The 18,053-nt window shown below is 73.5% G+C and carries 11 protein-coding genes and 1 pseudogene; 10 read left to right on the top strand and 2 right to left on the bottom strand.

What is annotated here, in order from left to right:
- Positions 1-2,162: 2,162 nt before the first annotated feature.
- From IF61_RS0107575 to IF61_RS0107530, 10 genes are all read left to right on the top strand, one after another.
- Positions 2,163-2,594: a phage tail protein gene (locus IF61_RS0107575; RefSeq protein ID WP_030365484.1), complete on the top strand. Its 432-nt coding sequence runs from the start codon at positions 2,163-2,165 to the stop codon at positions 2,592-2,594.
- A gap of 61 nt (positions 2,595-2,655) precedes the next feature.
- Positions 2,656-3,378 carry a CIS tube protein gene (locus IF61_RS0107570; RefSeq protein ID WP_030365483.1) on the top strand — a complete coding sequence of 241 codons (723 nt, stop codon included), beginning with the start codon at positions 2,656-2,658 and terminating at the stop codon, positions 3,376-3,378.
- Positions 3,375-5,171, top strand: a complete 1,797-nt coding sequence (locus tag IF61_RS0107565) for a VgrG-related protein (protein WP_052392480.1) — start codon at positions 3,375-3,377, stop codon at positions 5,169-5,171. Before IF61_RS0107570 ends, IF61_RS0107565 begins: the two co-directional genes overlap by 4 nt.
- Before the next feature lie 23 nt (positions 5,172-5,194).
- A complete protein-coding gene (locus tag IF61_RS0107560) occupies positions 5,195-5,596 on the top strand; it encodes a GPW/gp25 family protein (RefSeq protein WP_030365481.1) in 402 nt (133 codons plus the stop codon).
- Positions 5,589-7,790, top strand: coding sequence for a baseplate J/gp47 family protein (locus tag IF61_RS0107555; RefSeq protein ID WP_157848555.1), 2,202 nt, complete (start codon positions 5,589-5,591; stop codon positions 7,788-7,790). The genes IF61_RS0107560 and IF61_RS0107555 overlap by 8 nt, the downstream gene beginning before the upstream one ends.
- A gap of 19 nt (positions 7,791-7,809) precedes the next feature.
- Positions 7,810-8,370, top strand: a complete 561-nt coding sequence (locus tag IF61_RS33220; RefSeq protein WP_030365479.1) for a phage tail protein — start codon at positions 7,810-7,812, stop codon at positions 8,368-8,370.
- Entirely contained in the window at positions 8,367-11,642 is a 3,276-nt protein-coding gene (locus IF61_RS0107545) for a putative baseplate assembly protein (RefSeq protein ID WP_030365478.1), read from the top strand. Before IF61_RS33220 ends, IF61_RS0107545 begins: the two co-directional genes overlap by 4 nt.
- Positions 11,639-14,599 (top strand): beta-propeller fold lactonase family protein, encoded by a 2,961-nt coding sequence (locus IF61_RS0107540; RefSeq protein WP_157848554.1) that lies wholly within the window; start codon positions 11,639-11,641, stop codon positions 14,597-14,599. The genes IF61_RS0107545 and IF61_RS0107540 overlap by 4 nt, the downstream gene beginning before the upstream one ends.
- Positions 14,600-14,652: 53 nt before the next feature.
- A complete protein-coding gene (locus IF61_RS0107535) occupies positions 14,653-15,276 on the top strand; it encodes a Pvc16 family protein (RefSeq protein WP_052392479.1) in 624 nt (207 codons plus the stop codon).
- A complete protein-coding gene (locus IF61_RS0107530; RefSeq protein ID WP_052392478.1) occupies positions 15,273-17,387 on the top strand; it encodes an ATP-binding protein in 2,115 nt (704 codons plus the stop codon). Before IF61_RS0107535 ends, IF61_RS0107530 begins: the two co-directional genes overlap by 4 nt.
- Before the next feature lie 38 nt (positions 17,388-17,425).
- Here the strand turns inward: IF61_RS0107530 and IF61_RS0107525 are convergent, their stop codons facing one another.
- Positions 17,426-17,845, bottom strand: coding sequence for a hypothetical protein (locus IF61_RS0107525; RefSeq protein ID WP_281178032.1), 420 nt, complete (start codon positions 17,843-17,845; stop codon positions 17,426-17,428).
- Positions 17,846-17,866: 21 nt separating this feature from the next.
- Positions 17,867-18,053, bottom strand: a pseudogene (locus tag IF61_RS32070) (phage tail sheath family protein); the annotation flags it as partial.

The following is an 18,053-nucleotide window of genomic DNA, read 5'->3' as shown; positions in this document are numbered from 1 at the left end:
GTTGGGGACCCGCGCCTCCCCTCGGGGCAGGGAAGCGGTGCGGACCGATGGGCCCGGAGCGATCCCGACGACCGGCCCGGCGCCTCAGAGGGTGCGGGGTGTGCCGAGCCCCGTGCACCGCGGCCCTCGAGCGGACCGTGGCGTCACCGGAGCCGGGAGGCCCAGGGCGAAGCCCACGAAGCCGGTGCCTTGGGGAGCCCGGGGCACGGCAGGCACACGGCTGCCCGACAGCCTCACCGTCCTGCGGGCCCGGAGCGCGACGGGGACAGCGGGGTCCGCAGTGAACCGTTCGTCACCGGCCCTCCGGCCGGTCCGATACGCGCCGAAGCCCCGCGGGGGCCGGGCGAGGTCTCCGTGCCAGGTCCGCCCATGAACCCGGGGCGGGATAGAGGCGGCCTCGGCCACCGCGAAGCTCACCGTGCGGGCTCGCTCGGAGAGCTGGGAGGCGACGGAGACCGATGGGGGCCGGGCGGGGCTTCCGACCCCGACTCGTCAGGGAGTCCCGGGCATCATCGCGGCCTGTCGGCTTGGGAGGGAGAGCCCGGCCTCCCCCCTCGGCAGGACCTCCGGCACCGGCCAGGCCGACCGGACGGAGGCGGAGCCGAAGTCCCGGGCCGGGTCATGGGCCCGGAACAGCATCGTGCCCAATCGCGCCTGGATGAAGCGCCCGGCACCTCATGGGCCCCCTGGCGCCGCCCAGGCCAACCGGACGAAGGCGGAGCCGAAAGCCCCGGCCCAGTCACGGGCCCGGAACAGCATCGTGCCCAACCGCGCCAGGACGAAGCACCCGGCACCTCATGGGCCCCCGGGCACCGCCCAGGCCAACCGGGCGGAGACGGAGCCGAAGGCCCCGGCCCGGTCACGGGCCCGGAACAGCACCGTGCCCAACCACGCCAGGACGAAGCACCCGGCACCTCATGGGCCCCCGGGCACCGCCCAGGCCAACCGGACGAAGGCGGAGCCGAAAGCCCCGGCCCGGTCACGGGCCCGGAACAGCACCGTGCCCAACCGCGCCAGGACGAAGCCTCCAGCACTTCATGGGCTCCCTGGCACCGCGAAAGCCGACCGGACCGGAACAGCACCGACGCCCCCGGCTCACCACAAGCCCTGGGAGACCGCATCGACCGGCCGAGCCAAGACCAGGCCCTCGGCCTCGGTCTTCCTTGGAGCCGCAGACGCCGCCAACGCCCGTCCGACCGGGACGCGGCCGACGACCCCGGCGCAGCAAAGGGGCCGGGGCACCACCAGAACCAACCCGGCCGAGGCGAACCCCCCAGTCCCGGCCTTCCTTGGAGCCCCGGCCACCTCCAGCGTCTTCCGGACCGAGTCGCAGCAGACGCCCCTGGCCCCTCAGAGGGCCCCGGACACCGCCAAGGCCGGCCGAGACAAGGCGAAGTCCCCGATCCCGGCTCCCCGAGGAGTCCCGGCCGCGCCGGGCCTCAGGGCGGCCACAGCGAGGCCCGGGCGACGCCTCCGCAAGGCTCCGGCCGCCCCCCGGGCCGTCAGGACCACGACGCGTTCCCCATCACGGCGGCGCCGGGAGTCCCGGAGCATCTCAGCGGCCGGCAGCCCCCCGGCGAACCGCCCGGACCCAACCCTCCGTGGGATCCGGGGCAGAGCCCCGGTTCGGGTAAGGAGCGGGATCGAGGCGCCCTCCCCACCACCGGCGCCCTCCCCCCGGCCGGCCCCCGGCACCGGCTCGGCGTCGGGCAGCCGCTCCCCCGCGTACCCGGCACGGCCATGCCGTTCGTCACCCCGCCCCTCGCAGGGAACGGACGGCCACCCGGCACCGCGGCCGGCGAACCGCCCACCGTCGCCCCCTCGTTCACCTTCCCCCCGGCCCCCGCCCCGGCCTCCGCCTCGACCCCGCAGACCGCGCGAAACCCGGCCCCACCGGACGCCGCTGCCATCGCCCGGGAGGTCGCCCAGGAAGTCGCCCGGCAGCACGCCGGTCTCCTGGCCGAGGCCGTGGTTCCGTCCCTCGGGCTCTCCCGGCGGATGCGCCGGACGGCGAAGCGGTGGCAGTCGCACTCGCCGCCGCAGGCCCAACCGCCGGCGGAAGGCAGCCCCTGGGGTACCTACCCACCCCGCTGACACCCCACCGACGCCCCACGCGTCGCCCCGAAGCAGCCGCACCGCCCGATCCCACGGAGTGCTCGCACATGCCGGACCAGCCCTTCGCCGTCAGTTCCCACTTCCAGCTCTCCATAGGCATGCACGCCCTCGGCTCCTTCACGGCCTGTGACGGGCTCGGCTGCACCATGGACGTCGAGGAGCGCGTCGAGGGCGGGACGAACGGGCACGTGTGGCAGCTGCCGACGCGGTTGCGCTACACGAACGTCGTACTCAGCAGGCCGCTGACCCAGGAGACCGTGCTCGTCTGGGCCTGGCTGCGGGCGCAGGTGATCGAACCGGTGCGGCTGCCGGGGCAACTGGTCGCCCTCGGCCCGGACCGGCGGCCGCTGGTGCGGTGGCTCCTCGACGGTGTGCTGCCGGTGCGCTGGAGCGGGCCGACGTTCGACGTGGACCAGTCGCAGCCGGCCCGGGAGACCTTGGAGATCACCCACAACGGATTCCTGGGCATCACCGTCTGAACCGTCCGAACGTCTGACCCGTCCGAACCGCCCGAACCGTCCGACCCGTCGAGAGGACCACATGCTGTCCGAGCTCCTGGGAGGCGCGCCGGTACGGGCCGCCCTCGTGATCTACGACCCGCCGACGGGTACCGGCAACGCCCCGGGGCCGGAACGCGGCCGCGTCCGCTTCCACTTCAACCCCGAGCGGGTCCAGGTCGGCAAGCGGGCCCGCTGGGACCGCAGCCCCGCCCCCTCCGGCGAGGAGGCGGCGCGGGCGCAGTTCGTGGGGGCCCAGCCGCGCACGATGACGCTGGAGGTGTTCCTCGACGCGGGCGACTTCCGCTCCAGCGTGCAGGACCAGGTGGAGAAGCTGCTCGGCTGCTGCGCCCCGACCGCGCGGAGCGCCACGGCGAAGCCCGCGTCGGCGCCCTGGGTGCGGCTGGAGTGGGGGCGTTCGCGCACGACCGCGTTCCTCGCGCTGGTGACGCAGGTCGACGCGGCGTACACCCGCTTCGGTCACGACGGGACACCGCTGCGCGCCACCTGCACCGTATCCCTGGAGGAGGTGGGCGGCGCGACACCCCGGCAGAACCCGACGTCGGGTGCCGACGGGCCGGTGGATACCCATCTCGTGGTGGCGGGCGACACCCTGGCCGGACTGGCGTGGCAGGCGTACGGCGATCCGACGAGGTGGCGGGCGATCGCCGAGGCCAACGGCGTCGACGATCCGGCGCGGGTGCCCGTGGGCACGGTGCTGGTCCTGCCGGTCCTGGAGGAGCGCCCCGCGGGAGGTGCCGGGTGACGGAGAGGCTCTACGCGGCGGAGCCGGTCATCGCCTTCGGCTCCCCGCTGCAGGAGCTGTGGGCGGAACGGCTGGTGGAGGCTTTGGTGGAGACGTCGGTGGGCCTTCCGGCCCGCGCGACCTTACGGTTCCGCGATCCCGGGCACCGGCTCCTGGCGGCGGCGCGGATCACGGTCGGGGCGCCGCTGACCGTGGCGGTGGCCGCCGCGCGCCGCCGTACCCGGGTGGGGATCTTCGACGGCGAGGTCACGGCGCTGGAGACCGAGGTGGACGCCGACGGGACGTTCACGACCGTAGCGGCCATGGACCGGGGGCACCGGCTGGCGCGGGGGCGGCGGGTGGCCGCCTACGCCGACACCACGGTGGCCGAGGTCGCCCGGCAGGCCGCCTCCCGGCACGGGCTGACGACGGGCCGGATCGACGCCGAGCGCACCCGCGTCCCGCACGTGGCCCAGCCCAACCTGACCGACTGGGAGTTGCTGAACCATCTCGCCGACCAGCGCGGCCTGCGCCTGACGGTCGACGGAAGCACCCTCCACATGCGCCGCCCGGCCGCCGCCGACGCGGCGCCCGCGCCCGGCACGGGGGCGGACCGGAGCCCGTTCGTCCTGGAACACGGGGTGAATCTGCTGGCGCTGCGCGCCGCCGTGTCCTCCGAGGGGCAGGTCGCCGAGGTGGAGGTCCGGGGCTGGGATCCCGACGGCAAGGCCGCGCTGTCCGCGAAGGCCGGTGCGGGCGACAGCGAACGGCTGCGCCTGGGCGTCACGCCCGCGCGGCTCGGCAAGGCCTTCCCCGGGCCGGCGCCGGAGCTGCTCGTGGGCGGCCGGGCCCACACCACCGCCCCGCAGGTGGACGCGGCGGCCCGCGCGGTCGCGGCGGAGTCGGCGGCCGCGATGGCCACGCTGGCCGCCGAGGTCGCGGGCGCCCCCGAGCTGCGGGCGGGCGTGCCGGTGGCCCTGGCCGGAGTGGGTGAGCCGTTCACCGGCAAGTACACCGTTACCTCCTGCGCTCACGTCTTCGACGGGGAACAGGGCTACCGGACCCTGGTCCGGGTGGGCCCGCTTCCCCCGCCCGTCGTGCCCTACCCGCCGCCACTGTGCGCGCCGGGCGTGGCCGTGGGGGTCGTCACGGACATCAAGGAACCGGGGAAGGGCCAGCGCGGTGCCGTACGGCTGCGTCTGCCGTGGCTGTCGCAGGACTACGTGACCGACTGGGTCCGTACCGTCCAGTGGGGCGGGGCCGGTGGCGGTGGCGTCTTCGCTCCGGAGGCCGGGGACGAGGTCCTGGTCGGCTTCGAACACGGGCGGCTGGACCGGCCGTACGTGCTCGGCGGGCTCTACAACGGCCTCGACGCCCCCACCGACCACGGCCTGCCGCTGGTCGACGCCGGTACGGGCCGGGCCAACAGGAGTTCCCTGGCGTCCCGTTCCGGCGATCGCCTCGAACTGCTCAGCGCCACCGACGGCCCTCAGGGCGTCCGGCTTCTGAGCGGCGACGGCAAGCTCGTCACCCACCTCGACCGGAAGGACACCACCATCGCCTTCGCGGCGGGGGAAGGCGGGAAGACCGTACGGGTCTCGCTCGACGGCCGCGGCGAGGGCACCCTGACCATCGACGCGGGAGAGACGGGCACCCTGATCCTCAAGGCCGGCACGGTGACCGTCACCGCGGCCGGAAGCGGCGGCGGGCAGCTGACGCTGGAGGGCGCCACCGTCACGGTGAAGAGCGGCGGCGATCTCAAGCTCGAAGGGCAGCGGACCACCATCACCGGCAACACCGTCGACATCAACTGACCTGGCACGGACGGGAGACGACCGTGGACATCATCGGCGCGGGGTGGGCGTTCCCCGCCGTCATCACCGGCACCGGCCGCGTGGGCCTGGCGACCGGCAGCGACGACGTGGAGCAGGCCGTGCGGATCATCCTGTCCACCGCGCCGGGCGAGCGGCCGATGCGGCCGGAGTTCGGCTGCGGCATCCATGGCCTCGTCTTCGACGCGCTCGATGCCACGACCGTCGCCCGCGCCGATGTGGAGGTGCGCCGGGCACTCGACCGGTGGGAGCCGCGGATCGAGGTCGACGACCTGCTGTTCAGCACGGACACCGTGGACATCGGCGTGCTCTACATCGACATCCGCTACCGGCTGCGCGCCACCAACGAACCCCGCAACCTCGTCTTCCCCTTCTACACCCTGCCCGGAGACTCCCCGAGTGAGTGACCTCCCCACGGCCGATCCGCCGCCCGAGCGATCCGCTTTATCCGATCCATCCGATCCGTACGATCCATCCGACGCGTCCGGCGTTCCCGTTCCCGACCTGGACGACCTGCGCTTCCAGCCGCTCGTGGACGCCGCCAAGCGCGCCCTGCCGCAGCGCGCGCCCGAATGGACCGACCACAACGTCTCCGACCCCGGCGTCACCCTGATCGAGGCCTGCGCCGAGCGGACCGACCAGCTGCTCTACCGCGTCCATCGCATGACGGACCGTCAGCGATTTGCCGTGCTGCGCCTCATGGGCATCACGCCACTCCCCGCCTCACCCGCCCGGATCACCGTCATGTTCGCACGCACCGACCGTACAACCGGGCGCCGCGAGATCCCTGAGGGCACCGAGGTCAGGACCGAGGGCGAGCAGCCGGTCGTCCTGGCGACCACCGCACCGCTCACCCTCGCCGAGAACCAGTCCACGGGAGTGGTGGAGGCGCTTGAGCAACTCGTTCCGGTCGCCGAGGTGCTGGGCACGTCCGACGGTCTTCCGGGCGGTCGCTTCGCGACGCGCCACCGGCCGTGGCGGTCCGGCGCTCCGGTCGCGGAGCCGCCGTTCGGCCCGCCGCTGACGGTCCGGGTCGGCGGCGCCGTCTGGCCGGCGGTGCGCACCTTCGCCGAGGCCGGGCCGGGCGGCCAGGTCCACTGGTGGGACGACGCCTCGTGCGAGGTCGTCCTCGGGCCTCTGGTCCCCGCCGAGGGCGGGCCCGAGCCGCACGGGAAGGTGCCGGCGGAAGGCACGAGGATCAGCGCGGAGTACCACGTGTACCGGGGCCGGAAGGGCAGCCTTCCCCTCGGCACACCGCTGACGGTGGTGTCACAGGCCGGGCTGAGCGCCACCGCCCACGGCGTGCTCACCCCCGCCGAGGACGCGGAGGACTGGCGGCAGGCGCTGGAACGCGCGGGGCTGGGCCTCGCCCCGCTGCGTCGCGCGGTCACCGCCGCCGACCACGAGCAGATCATCGGGGAACACGTGGCCGGGCTGGCCCGGGTCCGGGTCACGGCGCTCACCCGGCCCACCGACTCACGCGTGCCCACCGCCCTCGCGCAACCGCCGCGCCCGGCCGAGGTCCTCGCCTGCGCCGTCGCCGCCCGGGACCCGCTGCGGGCCGTGCACTACTTCGACGACGGCGGAATCATCACCCCTCTCCCCCTGCCCCTGGGAGGGCCGGGCGGCGAGCCCGGCGATCGTGATGCGGTGCCCGGGCCCGTCGCGGATACCGGGTGCCTCGACGCCGTCATCCGCACCGGCGAGGGCGAGCCCAGACTGTGGTTCTACGGGACCCAGTGCCTCTGGGACGGTGAGGGCGCGTCACCGCAGGACATCAGCCGCGCGTTCCCCGACCTGCCGGACGACTTCTCGTCACAGCTCGACGAGGTCGCCGTCCTCGCCGACTCCGCCTCGGCCGACGCGTACGAGCTGTTCTTCTTCAAGGGCGAGACCTTCTACCACCGCGCCTACACCTACACCGACACCTCCACCGACCTGGCCTTCGTACCGCAGGAGGGCAGCCGAGGGGTGCGGTCCCTGATCTCGGAGGCGTTCCCCGGCCTCTCCCCGCAGTGCCAGGTGTCCCCGGACGCCGTGACCGTCATCGGCGGCGTCTTCTTCTTCCTGAAGGGGACGAGGACCGAGCCCGCTCTCTGGCGCCGCGAGGACGACCCGCTCCACGTCCTCCTGGTGCCTCTCTTCGAGGGCGACCCGGCACAGGCCCCACCCGAAGGCGCGTTCGATATTCCGCCGGACGTCCTGGAGTCGGTGGTCGGCGTCGTCGACGCCTCCCGGCTGCTGGGCGAGCGGCTGCGGGTCGGGAAACCCCGCTACCACCGCTTCGGGATCGCGGCGACCGTACGCCCCTGGAGCAGCACGACGGCGGACCAGGAGCGGACCCGGCGGGCGGCCGAACGGGCCCTGCGCCGCTACTTCCACCCCACGGCCGGCGGACCGGACGGGCGGGGCTGGCCGTGGGGCCGGCGCGTCCACACGGGCGACGTCTTCACCGTGCTGGAGGCGGTGCCGGAGGTCAGGGCTACGACCGACGTGAGGCTGTTCGTCAGCGACGGGGACGTGCCGTCCGTCGAGGTCTCGGACGGCGGCCTGGTCCTCGTGGGCGACACGGTCATCAAAGTCGACATCACCGAAGGCTGAGGAAGAGAGAGGACCGCGCATGTCCGCGTACCCCGCACGTCCGCTCCCGCTGCCGGCCGTCTACGGGCACGACACCGTCGCGCTCGCGTTCGCGGCGGCGATCGGCGAGGCCATGGCCCCCGCCGAGGAGCGGATCGACGGTCTCGACGCGGTGCTCGACCCCTGGCGCGCGCCACCGGCCTTCCTGGACTGGCTGATCCGGATCACCGGCGCCCGGGTGGAGCCGGGCTGGCCGGAGGGCCTGCGGCGCAAGGCCGTCGACCTCGCGCCCCGCCTGGCCGCTCATCGCGGGACGCCGTACGGGCTGCTGCTGGAGGCCCGGGAGATCCACGGCTGGGTGCCGCCCGGCTTCGCGCTCGTCGTCGACGACCCCGGCCGCGTCTTCACCCACGACGACCCGGCACCCCGCGCCGGGTCCATGCTCACCGTCACCCTGACCGCCCCGGCGGGGGAGGACCAACAGGCCCTGGAAAGCCGCCTGACGCGCCTGGTACGGGCGCACTGCCCCGCCCATCTCCCCTTCAAGGTCACGGTCACCCTCGCGCACCAGGCTCCTGACGAGAGGTCACAGCAGGGATGAGTCTGCCGACACCCGAGTACGACGGACGCACCCGCGACGAGGTCGTCGCCGGCGCCGTCGCCGCCGTACGGCGCAAGGTGGGGGCCTGGACCGGTCAGGACCGGACGGACCCCGGCCGGGGCCTGATCGAGACCTGCACCGACATGGTCGTGGCCCTGCGCGACCGGCTCAACCTGGCCCCCGACCAGCGCCGGCTGCAGATGCTGCGGCTTCTGGGCGTGCGCCCGTACCAGCCTGCGCCCGCGCAGACCGAGGTCGTCCTCCAGCTCGCCGCGCCGTCGCCCGAGCCGGTGGTCGTCCCCGCGGGCCAGGAGGTCGCCACACGACCGGTGGGGGAAGCGGAACCGGTTGTCTTCAGCACGCTGACGGAGGCGGTGCTCAACCCCTGTGTCCTCGTCGCCGCCGGGGACTTCGCGGAATCGGGGCGGGCCGACGGCGCCGTCGAGGGCACGCTCACCGCCTTCGGCCCAGGGCCGGGCCGGACCGTCGAGCCGGGCGGCCCCGCCTTCGCCGGGCCGGCCTTCCACCTCAACCTCCCCTACTTCGGCGACTTCCCGCCGCCCGAGGACGCCCTCGCGGACACCGGCCGGGTGAGCACGGACAGTGGCGGCCCCTCGTTCTCGTCGTACGCCCTGATCGTCCTGTCGGTGCCCGTACCGAGTACGCGCGTGACGCTGGACGTGACCATGGGCGCCGGTCCCGCCCCCGAGGTGGGCACGGGCGTCACCCGGGGCCACTGGGAGGCATGGCAGGGCACGCACTGGACCGGCTGCCGGGTCGTCACGGACACCGTGGCCGTCCAGGGCCGGCCGGGCAAGGTCACGCTCGACCTTCCCCCCGCCCACGCGCCCGCCCAGCTCCTGCTCCACCGGGCGGCCGGCGAGGGCGGCGACTCCGTGCAGCGCCTGAGGGACGTCGGGCTGATCCGCTACCGCGCCGATGCCGACCGGAGCGCCCTGACCCGGGTCGCGCTCGACCCGGTGCTCGCCGTCTCCGTCCCCGTCGTCCAGGCCGGGCTGGTACGGAACGAGACCCTGGGCACCGCGGCGGGCACCCCCGGCGAACGCCTCCGCTTCGCCCATCCGCCGCTGCCCCGCAGCACCGACCCCCTCGTCGTCGAAGCCGTGCTCGGCGAGCGGACCGCACAGTGGACGTATGTCGCCACGCTCGCCGGATCGGGCCCCGACGACCGGCACTTCACCCTGGACCCGCGCACCGGCGAGGCGGTCTTCGCGCCCGTCGTGGCCGGTGCCCGGGGACCGCGACGGCACGGCGCGCCGCTGCCGGCGGGAGCGGTCGTACGGATCCGGCGCTATCTGACCGGCGGCGGTGCCCGGGGCAACGTACCCGCCCGCACGGTCACCGTGCTGCGCACACCGCTGCCGTACGTCTCTTCCGTGACCAACCCCGCACCGGCGGTCGGCGGCACGGAACGCGAGAGCGCCGCCGCCTGCGCGACGCGCCTGCCCCTGGGCTCCCCGGTGCCGGAGCGGGCGGTCGTCCCCGCCGACTACGAACAGCTCGCGCTAGCCGCGTCGGCGGGCATGGCCCGCATCCACCACGTCCGGGACGCACCCGACGACGCGCTCGACCCGGCCCGCAACTACCTGCCGTGGCAGCCCGCCACGACGGACGTCGCCTTCACCCTGGCACCCGGCACGCTGACGGTTCCCGCGGGGATACAGGTCACCACAAAAAACGGCGAGACGGTCTTCACGACGACGGAGGAGGCCACGCGTGTGCCACCGGACGCGGCCGGCGCGGCACGCCTCGGGCTCGTCCCCGGCGTCACCGCCGCCGTCGGGATGTTCGAGGCGGGTGACTACCAGGCGGGCGGGGAGTTCTCCGGGCCTTTCAAGGAGGGCGGCGGGCTGGTGCTGGCGCTGGTGGAGGTCAAGGAGCCGCATGATCCGGGCCGCCTCACGCTCTGGGTGACGGCGGGAGGGGACCGTGGGCCGGAGGACCGCATCGCGGTGTCCGTGTTCGCGCCGAGGAAGGCGGCACCGTGGTGGGACACCGCAGCTCCCCTCGCCTACGCCTCCGCGCCCGCGCAAGAGATCACGCTGGCAGACGAGTCGACGATCTCCGCCCATCCCGTCCACGTGAGCGAGTCCGCGCGGTGGCAGGCGGCCGTCGCACGCGGCGACCTCGCCCGCACGGCACAGGACGCCGTCGACAGGCGGGGCGACGGCTTCCCTACCGAGGAAGCTGCCTGCTGGCTCGCCGTCCAGATCCTCGACCCCAAAGGCACACCCACCACGCCGTACACGGTCTACGCCGACTCCAGGACGACGGACAAGGTTCCCGCCGAGCAGTACGAGGAGCACGACCGGGCACGAGAGCCGTTCACGTCCACGGGCAAGCCCGGTCAGATCTACCCCCTGCTGTACTCCCCCGTGTACGGGCCTCTCCCCGCGGTCCGTGTCGGCGACGAGAACTGGTGTACCGTCACGTCCTTCCATGGTTCCCTCAAGGGCAGCAAGGACGTGGTCGTCAACGCCAGTACGGGCCAGGTCCACTTCGGCCCGATGCTGACGGGCGGTTCCTCGGGGCAGTACGGCGCCATCCCTCCCGAAGGCACGCCCATCACCGTGGACGGCTCGTACAAGGCCACGCTCGGCGCGGCGGGCAACGACATCCCTCCGGGCGGGATCAGCGGGCTGAAGAACCCGGACGCCCGCATCGTCAGCGTGCGTAACGTCTCCACCTCACACAGCGGCAAGAACGGCTACACCGACACCAGTGGAGGCAGCACCCAGGCCGGCGTGACGCTGATGGTCATCCCCTTCGTGACCGCCGACGAGCGGGGCTGGTTCCCCTTCCACATGCTCACCCCCACCCGCGACGCCAGCGACACCCTGCGCCGCTCCCTGCGCGCCTGCCAGCCGGAGGGCGTTCCGGTGTGGCTGAAGCGGCCCGTCTACCACGGCATCCGTGTCGATGCCCGGATCGTTCCCGCGGACTACCGCACCGCCGACGAACGCGCCGAGCTCCGCGCCGCCGCGGAACGCGCCCTGTACCGGTACTTCAGCCCCGTCGGCGGCGGCCCGGACGGCACGGGATGGCCGCTGGGGCGCCCGGTGTACGCGGGCGAGGCGTTCCGGGTCCTGGAACAGGTGCCGGGGGTGGGCCGCGTCGCCACGGCCGAGCTCGTCCCGGTCGATCCGCTCGACGGCTCGGCGTCGGATCCCGTCGGACGGATCCACTGCGGGCCCGGCGCGACCGTGTACTCCGTCGAACACCGAGTCACCGTCGCGGAGGTGCCCTCATGAGCGATCGGAACAAACCCTTGCTGGTGGCCCCGGACTGGGGCGCGGACGCTCTGGCCGTCGTGGACCTCGCGGCACCGGAGCATCCCGAGGTCCGTTTCACCACTGCGGGGGGCAGCCCACGTGCCGTCGCCGTCAGTACGGACGGCACCCGGGCCTATGTCGTGAACCACGACGACGGGACGCTGTCCGTGGTGGACCTCACGGCCCCGGAACACCCGGTGCTGCGTACCGTTCCCGCCGGGAAGGGCCCGTGCGCCGTCGTGGCGGGGCTGGTGGACGACCAGGTCTGTGTGGCCGCGTGGGCGGACAGCAAGGTCGTGGTGTTCGACAAGGAAGGGTTACAGGGAGGGCCTCCCCTGCCGGTTGGTGGCGGCCCCTGCGCGCTGGCGGCGGCCCCGGGCGGCGGGGCGCGACGGGTCTGTGTGATCAGCGAGACGGACGCCACGGTATCGGTGGTCGACGTGAGTCAGGCGGGCGCCCCGTCCTTGAGCGCGACCGTCTCCGTACCCGGGGTCACCCGGGCGGTCGCGGTGGCGCCGGGAGGACGGTTCGCGTACGTCGCGAGCCGGGGAGAGGGCACGGCCGATGGCCAGGTGACGGTGCTGGACCTGGACGCCGACGGCGCGGCGGTGGGTGACCCCGTGCCCGTCGGTGCCGAGCCCCGTGCCCTGGCGCTCAGCCCTGCCGGCGAGCGCCTGTGCGTGGCGAACTACGGCTCCGCGTCCGTCTCCGTCGCCACCGTGGAGGTGGACAGCGGGCGGGTCGGCACCCCCGACACCGTTCCGGCCGGCGCGCATCCTGTCGCCGTGGCCTTCGCCCCGGACGGCGAAGTGATCCATGTCGTGGGCCAGACCTCGGGCGTTCTCACGGCCATCCGCGCGGACACCCTCGACCACACGGCCGTTCCGCTGGGAGGCGTGCCCGCCGGGGTGGTGTTCGGCCTGGACGGCCACCACTCCTATGTCACCGACCAGGCCACCGGACAGCTGGCCCCCGTGCGGGCCGCCCCGCGCAAGACGATCGACATCCCGGCCGGAGAGGGGTCGAAGCCGGTCAGCGTCGCCGTTTCCCCGGACGGCACCTGGGCCTACGCGGCCGACTCCGCATCGGACAAGGTCGCGGTGCTGGACCTCAGCGGCCTCACCGCGCTCGCCCCGGTCCCTCTCGGGGCCGGGCACGAGCCTTGGGACGTCGCCGTCGCCCCCGGCCTGGGGTTCGCCTGCGCGACGAGTCCGGAGTCGTCGCACCTGCTCGTCCTCACCCCGGCCCAGGGGAACGAACTCACCGGGACCGGCGAGGTGACGGTGACCCCCGTCCCACTGGTTCCCGGTGCCCGCCCGTACGGGGTGGCCGTCACCCCCGACAGCCGGTACGCGGTGACCGCCGACTCCGGTACGGCGACGGTCTCGCTCGTCGACCCGAAGGGCGGTACGCACACGATCGACGCCGATGTCGTGGGGTGCAAGGAGCCCACGGGTGCCGCCGTCTCCGAGGACGGTCGGACGCTCTACGTGGCCGACTTCGCCCCGGGTGAGGGGTCAAGCGGGCAGATCGCGATACTCCGCAGGACAGAGCGGGGAGAGTGGCAACAGGAAGGAGTCATCGACGCGACGGCGGGTCAGCTGTCGGGACCGCACGAGATGGCCCTGTCGCCCGACGAACTCCGGCTCTACGTCGCCAACTACAAGAACGAGACCGTCTCGGTCCTCGAACGCGACACGGTGGGCGCTCCGTGGGGTCACAAGATGACGGTGACCAAGCCCCCGGCAGCCATGCACCAACCGTACGGCCTGGCACTGTCGCCGGACGGAAGGACCCTCTACGTGTCCAACGCCGCCGGCAACCAGGGAACGGTCGAGGTGTTCGACGTCACCGGCAATCCAGCGGTGCACCAGCGAACGATCCAGGTCAAGAGCGGCGAGGACCGCGTCCATCTCGGGCTCGCCCTCTCCCCTGACGGCCACTACCTCTACGCCGTCGACGCCGAACACTGGCGGACGGGAACCGGAGCCCTGGGCACGGTGTACGGCATCCCGCTGAGCGAGAGCAACACCGAGATGCGACCCGTCGCCACGGCGCCCCAAGCGCACACCGACAGGCCCAGTGCGCTGGTGTGCCGGGACGACCGGACCCTGTGCGTCGTCAACCAGGGCAAGAAGGATGAACCGGGTGCCCGCGAGGCATGCCTGGCCGTGATCACCCTCAAGGCCGACTCGCGACTGGAAGTCGAGCGCACCGAGACCCGCTCGCTCAACAACAACGACCTCCCGTACTCGGCGGCGATCTCCGATGACGGCACCCTGTGCGTCGCCAACTTCACCAGCAGGACGGTCACCGTCCTCGGGTCCAAGGTGACGCCCGTACCGGTCGGTCAGCCGGGCGCGTCACAGCCGTGGGACGTGGCCGTCACCGACGACGGTACCTACGCCTACGTCACCGACCGCACCGCCGGTTCCCTGCGGTGCGTCCGCCTCTCCGACCACCAGGTGACCTCCCTCGACGTGGGCCGGGACCCCATGGGCGTGGCCTGCGCCCCGGGCGGCCTGCGGGCCTATGTCGCGAACCACGGGGACGACAGCATTTCGGTCATCGGCCCCGACGACGCCTCACCGGACACGCCCAAGGTCCTCGCCACCTGGCGGCATCCACAGGTCACCGGGCCCGAATCGGTGTCCGTATCCGCGGACGGGGTCTGGCTCTTCGTGACCACCGAGAACAGCGGAGAGCTCCTGATGCTCGACACCCGGACCGGAACGCCGCGCTTCGCCGTGCCGGCCGGCGAACGGCTCACCGGAAGCGCACCGCATCCGCAGTCCGCGAAGCAACTGGTGTACCTCGCCGACGAGGCGGGCGCGGCCGTATCGGTCGTCGACACCACGACGCTCGCTCCCCTGGACACGGCGACTGCGCTGGGGCTCGACGTACGGCAGGCGGCCGGCGTGCCGACGACGAACTGACCGTACCGACTCCCGACTCCACCCACCCCTCCGGCGCGGACAGAGGCACACAGATGATCGAACTGGTCGACGAGGCATTGAAGTCGCGCGTACAGCAGGATGTGACATGGCCGTCGCCGGGCATCCCCGTCACCTTCCAGCCGCCCGGCCGCGACGGAGCGCTGGGGGAGACCTCCGGCTCCGAGACGGTCGGCGTCTACCTGTACGACATCCGCGAGGACCTGGAGCGGCGGCAGACCGGCACCGTCTACCAGTACGCCAGGGGAACCATGGGGCTGCCGGACCGGAAGTCGGCGGAGTTCGACCCGCCGCGATACGCCCGGCTCTCGTATCTGGTCACCGCCTGGGCCCCGGACGCCCTCGGCGCCCACCGCATCCTCGGCGAACTCCTCGTCGGCTTCGCCAGGAGCCGGGACTTCCCCGTGCCCCTGCCCCCGGAACTGCAGGAGATGGAGCTGTCCGCGCTTCTCGACATCGGCCACCCGCCCGCCGAGGACCGTGCCCTGACGGAACTGTGGAGCGCGGTGGGCCACACGCTCGTCCCCGCCCTGAACGTCACCGTGACCATCCCCCTGCTGTCCTTCCTCCCGGACAGCTACACCCACTGGGTGACCGGGCCCCCGGTCGTCCGCGAGGCGCTCAAGCCCGGGCCGGGGGCGGACGAGGACGCGCGGTGACCGCCACCGCGCACCCCGGAGCACCCACCGCCACGGCCGCGGACTGGCTGCTCGCCCGGCTGGCCGTCATCGAGGCCCGGGTGCGGCGCGCGATCGCTCTCCGTACGGGCGAGGAATCCGTACCCGCGGAGCTCCTGGAGCCGCCCTTCGACCCGTTCCAAGGGCTCTGCATCTCCGACGACATGGCCTCGCACCTCCTGGACACGCCGGCCGACCCGCTGATCCCCGCCACCGCTGACGACTCCCTCGCCGCCGCTCTGCGCACCCGGGAGGACACGGCCGCGGCGGCCGGCGCCGCGCCGCCCCTGCGCCGTCTCGCCGAGGAGTTCGGGCTGGACGCGCTCGCCCTCGACATGGTGGTGATCGCGCTCGCCCCCGACGTCGACGCCCGGTTCGAGCGCTGCTACGGCTACCTCAACGACGACATCACCTGCCGCCACGCCACCACCGGCCTGGCCCTCGCCCTCTGCGGCGTCCCGAGCGCCTCGGCGACCGCCCGCCGGGTCTTCGCGGCCGACGCGCCCCTGCGCGCCGGTGGCCTCGTGGAGATCCCGGACGTCTCCCGGCCCTTTCTGACCCGGCCCCTACGCGTCCCCGACCGGGTCACCGCACACCTGCTGGGCGATGACTCCCCGCCGTCCTGGCTGCGTCACCTGCTGACCCTGCCGGAACGCGGCCGGCCCTTGGGCGAGGGCCCCGTAGCCGAAGCCGTGCGGCACCTGACCCGGCTGCTCGCCCACCGCCACCCGGTCCACCTGCGCGACAGCCCGGACGGTGCGGCCGAAGCCGTCGCCGATGCGGCACTGCGCGCGTGCGGACGGCCCGCGCTCCGTCTGGACCTCGCGCGCCTGGCCAACGAGACGGACCCGGACGGGTTCGTCCGCGCGGCGCTCCTCGAAGCACGGCTGCGCGGTCACGGGCTGATCGTCGGCCCCGTCGATTCCCCCGACGCCCGGCACGTACAGGACCTGCTCGCCCCGCTCGACGGCGCTCCGGTTCCTCTGGTCCTCATCGGGAGCCAGCCGTGGGACGCCCGCTGGACGGCCACTCCCCCGGTACTCGCCGACTGCCCGCCCCTGACGGAGCCGGAACGCACCGCGCTGTGGCGGTACGAACTCGGCGCCCACGCCGGCACCGTGACCGACGAGGCGGTCACCGCCGGTGGCCGGTACCGCCTCGGCCCCGGCCGGATCCGCGCCGTGGCCTCGGCGGCCGGCCGGCAGGCCGCCGCGCACGGCACCCCCGTCGACGCCGCCGCGGTCCGGGACGCCGCCCGCGCGTGGAACGGCGGCGCGCTCGACCGCCTCACCCGGCCCGTACGCCCCGCCGTCGGCTGGGACGATCTGGTGCTGCCCGAGCGGACGCACGAGCAGCTACGGGACCTCGCCCGGCGCGTACGCCACCGCGACCGGGTCCTGGGAGAGTGGCGGATGCGGCCGGGCGGGGGGCGCGGACGTGGCGTCACCGCCCTGTTCAGCGGCGGCTCCGGGACCGGCAAGACCCTGGCGGCGGAGGTCGTGGCCGCCTCTCTCGGCCTCGACCTGTATGTCGTCGACCTCGCCACGGTCGTCGACAAGTACATCGGGGAGACCGAGAAGCACCTCGAACGGATCTTCACTGAGGCTGACGCCGTCGACGCCGTACTCCTCTTCGACGAGGCGGACGCCGTCTTCGGCAAGCGCACGGCCACCCAGGACGCCCACGACCGCTACGCCAACACGGGGACCTCTTATCTCCTCCAGCGCCTGGAGTCCTTCGACGGTCTGGCCCTGCTGACCACCAATATGCACGCCAACATCGACCCGGCCTTTCTGCGCCGTCTCGACCTCGTCGTCCATTTCCCCGCGCCCGACGATGCCCGGCGCCACGCCCTGTGGGACCGCTGTCTGGGCCCGGCCGTCCCCCGGGCCGACGACATCGACCAGGCCGGTCTGGCGGTCCTCGCCTCGGCCTTCGACCTGTCCGGCGGCGCGATCCGCTGCTGCGTCATCACCGCTGCCTACCGGGCCGCCGACGAGGACCGCCCGCTCGCCATGGCCGATCTGCTGGCGGCCGTCCGCGAGGAGTACGCCAAACTCGGCCGCTATGTGGACGAGTCGCGCTTCCCGTGAGCCCTTGACCCCTGTGGGGGATCAAGGGCTCAGGTGGGTTAACCGGCCGTCACGGGGCGTCCCCGGGGGCAGGTGAGGGTCGCCTTGCCCTGGTACGTGGCCCCCGGGGTGTCCGTGGCGCCGGCGGAGTTGCTCGCCGGGGACGCCACGGTGAAGACCACGTCGAACGGGCCACCGTTGACAACGGCTTCCTTCTCGCCCCGACTCGTCCTGGCGTACGTGGCGCGGTTCGCCGGGGGAACCTTCAACTCGACGCTCAGGGTTCCCGAATTCTGAAAGGCCGGTGTCCAGTAGCCGACGGGCGGGATGACCCACGACTCGATGTCGCCGGGCACACAGGCGACGTGCTGTTCGATCCGAAAGCCTGCCGTTCCCAGCGGCAGGGGGACGGGCGGAGGCGGTGGTGTGAGCACTACGGGAGGATTCACGGTGAGCGTGACCGTATCGCCCTGCCTCACCACGATCTTCTGCACGGGGTCTCAGCCGCCCTGACCGGGCTGGCCGGCGATCTGAGTGATGGTGAACTGGACGAACTCGGCGGGACGCACCGGCGCGACACCGATGTCACAGATCACCTGACCGGCGTCGATCGTCGACGAGGTGTTGTTCGTACGGTCACAGATCACATAGAAAGCCTCGTCGGGCGTACGACCGAGCAGCGCACCC

The organism is Streptomyces roseoverticillatus, from assembly GCF_000719265.1.
Lineage (GTDB): Bacteria > Actinomycetota > Actinomycetes > Streptomycetales > Streptomycetaceae > Streptomyces > Streptomyces roseoverticillatus.
Note: the sequence above shows the minus strand (reverse complement) of the source record. Positions and strands in the feature narration are given on the sequence as shown.

What these genes read in the sequence shown, in the direction of transcription:
- IF61_RS0107575 (WP_030365484.1), top strand. Translation starts at nt 2,163, where the DNA reads ATGCCGGACCAGCCCTTCGCCGTCAGTTCCCACTTCCAGCTCTCCATA.
- IF61_RS0107570 (WP_030365483.1), top strand. Translation starts at nt 2,656, where the DNA reads ATGCTGTCCGAGCTCCTGGGAGGCGCGCCGGTACGGGCCGCCCTCGTG.
- IF61_RS33220 (WP_030365479.1), top strand. Translation starts at nt 7,810, where the DNA reads ATGTCCGCGTACCCCGCACGTCCGCTCCCGCTGCCGGCCGTCTACGGG.
- IF61_RS0107545 (WP_030365478.1), top strand. Translation starts at nt 8,367, where the DNA reads ATGAGTCTGCCGACACCCGAGTACGACGGACGCACCCGCGACGAGGTC.
- IF61_RS0107540 (WP_157848554.1), top strand. Translation starts at nt 11,639, where the DNA reads ATGAGCGATCGGAACAAACCCTTGCTGGTGGCCCCGGACTGGGGCGCG.
- IF61_RS0107535 (WP_052392479.1), top strand. Translation starts at nt 14,653, where the DNA reads ATGATCGAACTGGTCGACGAGGCATTGAAGTCGCGCGTACAGCAGGAT.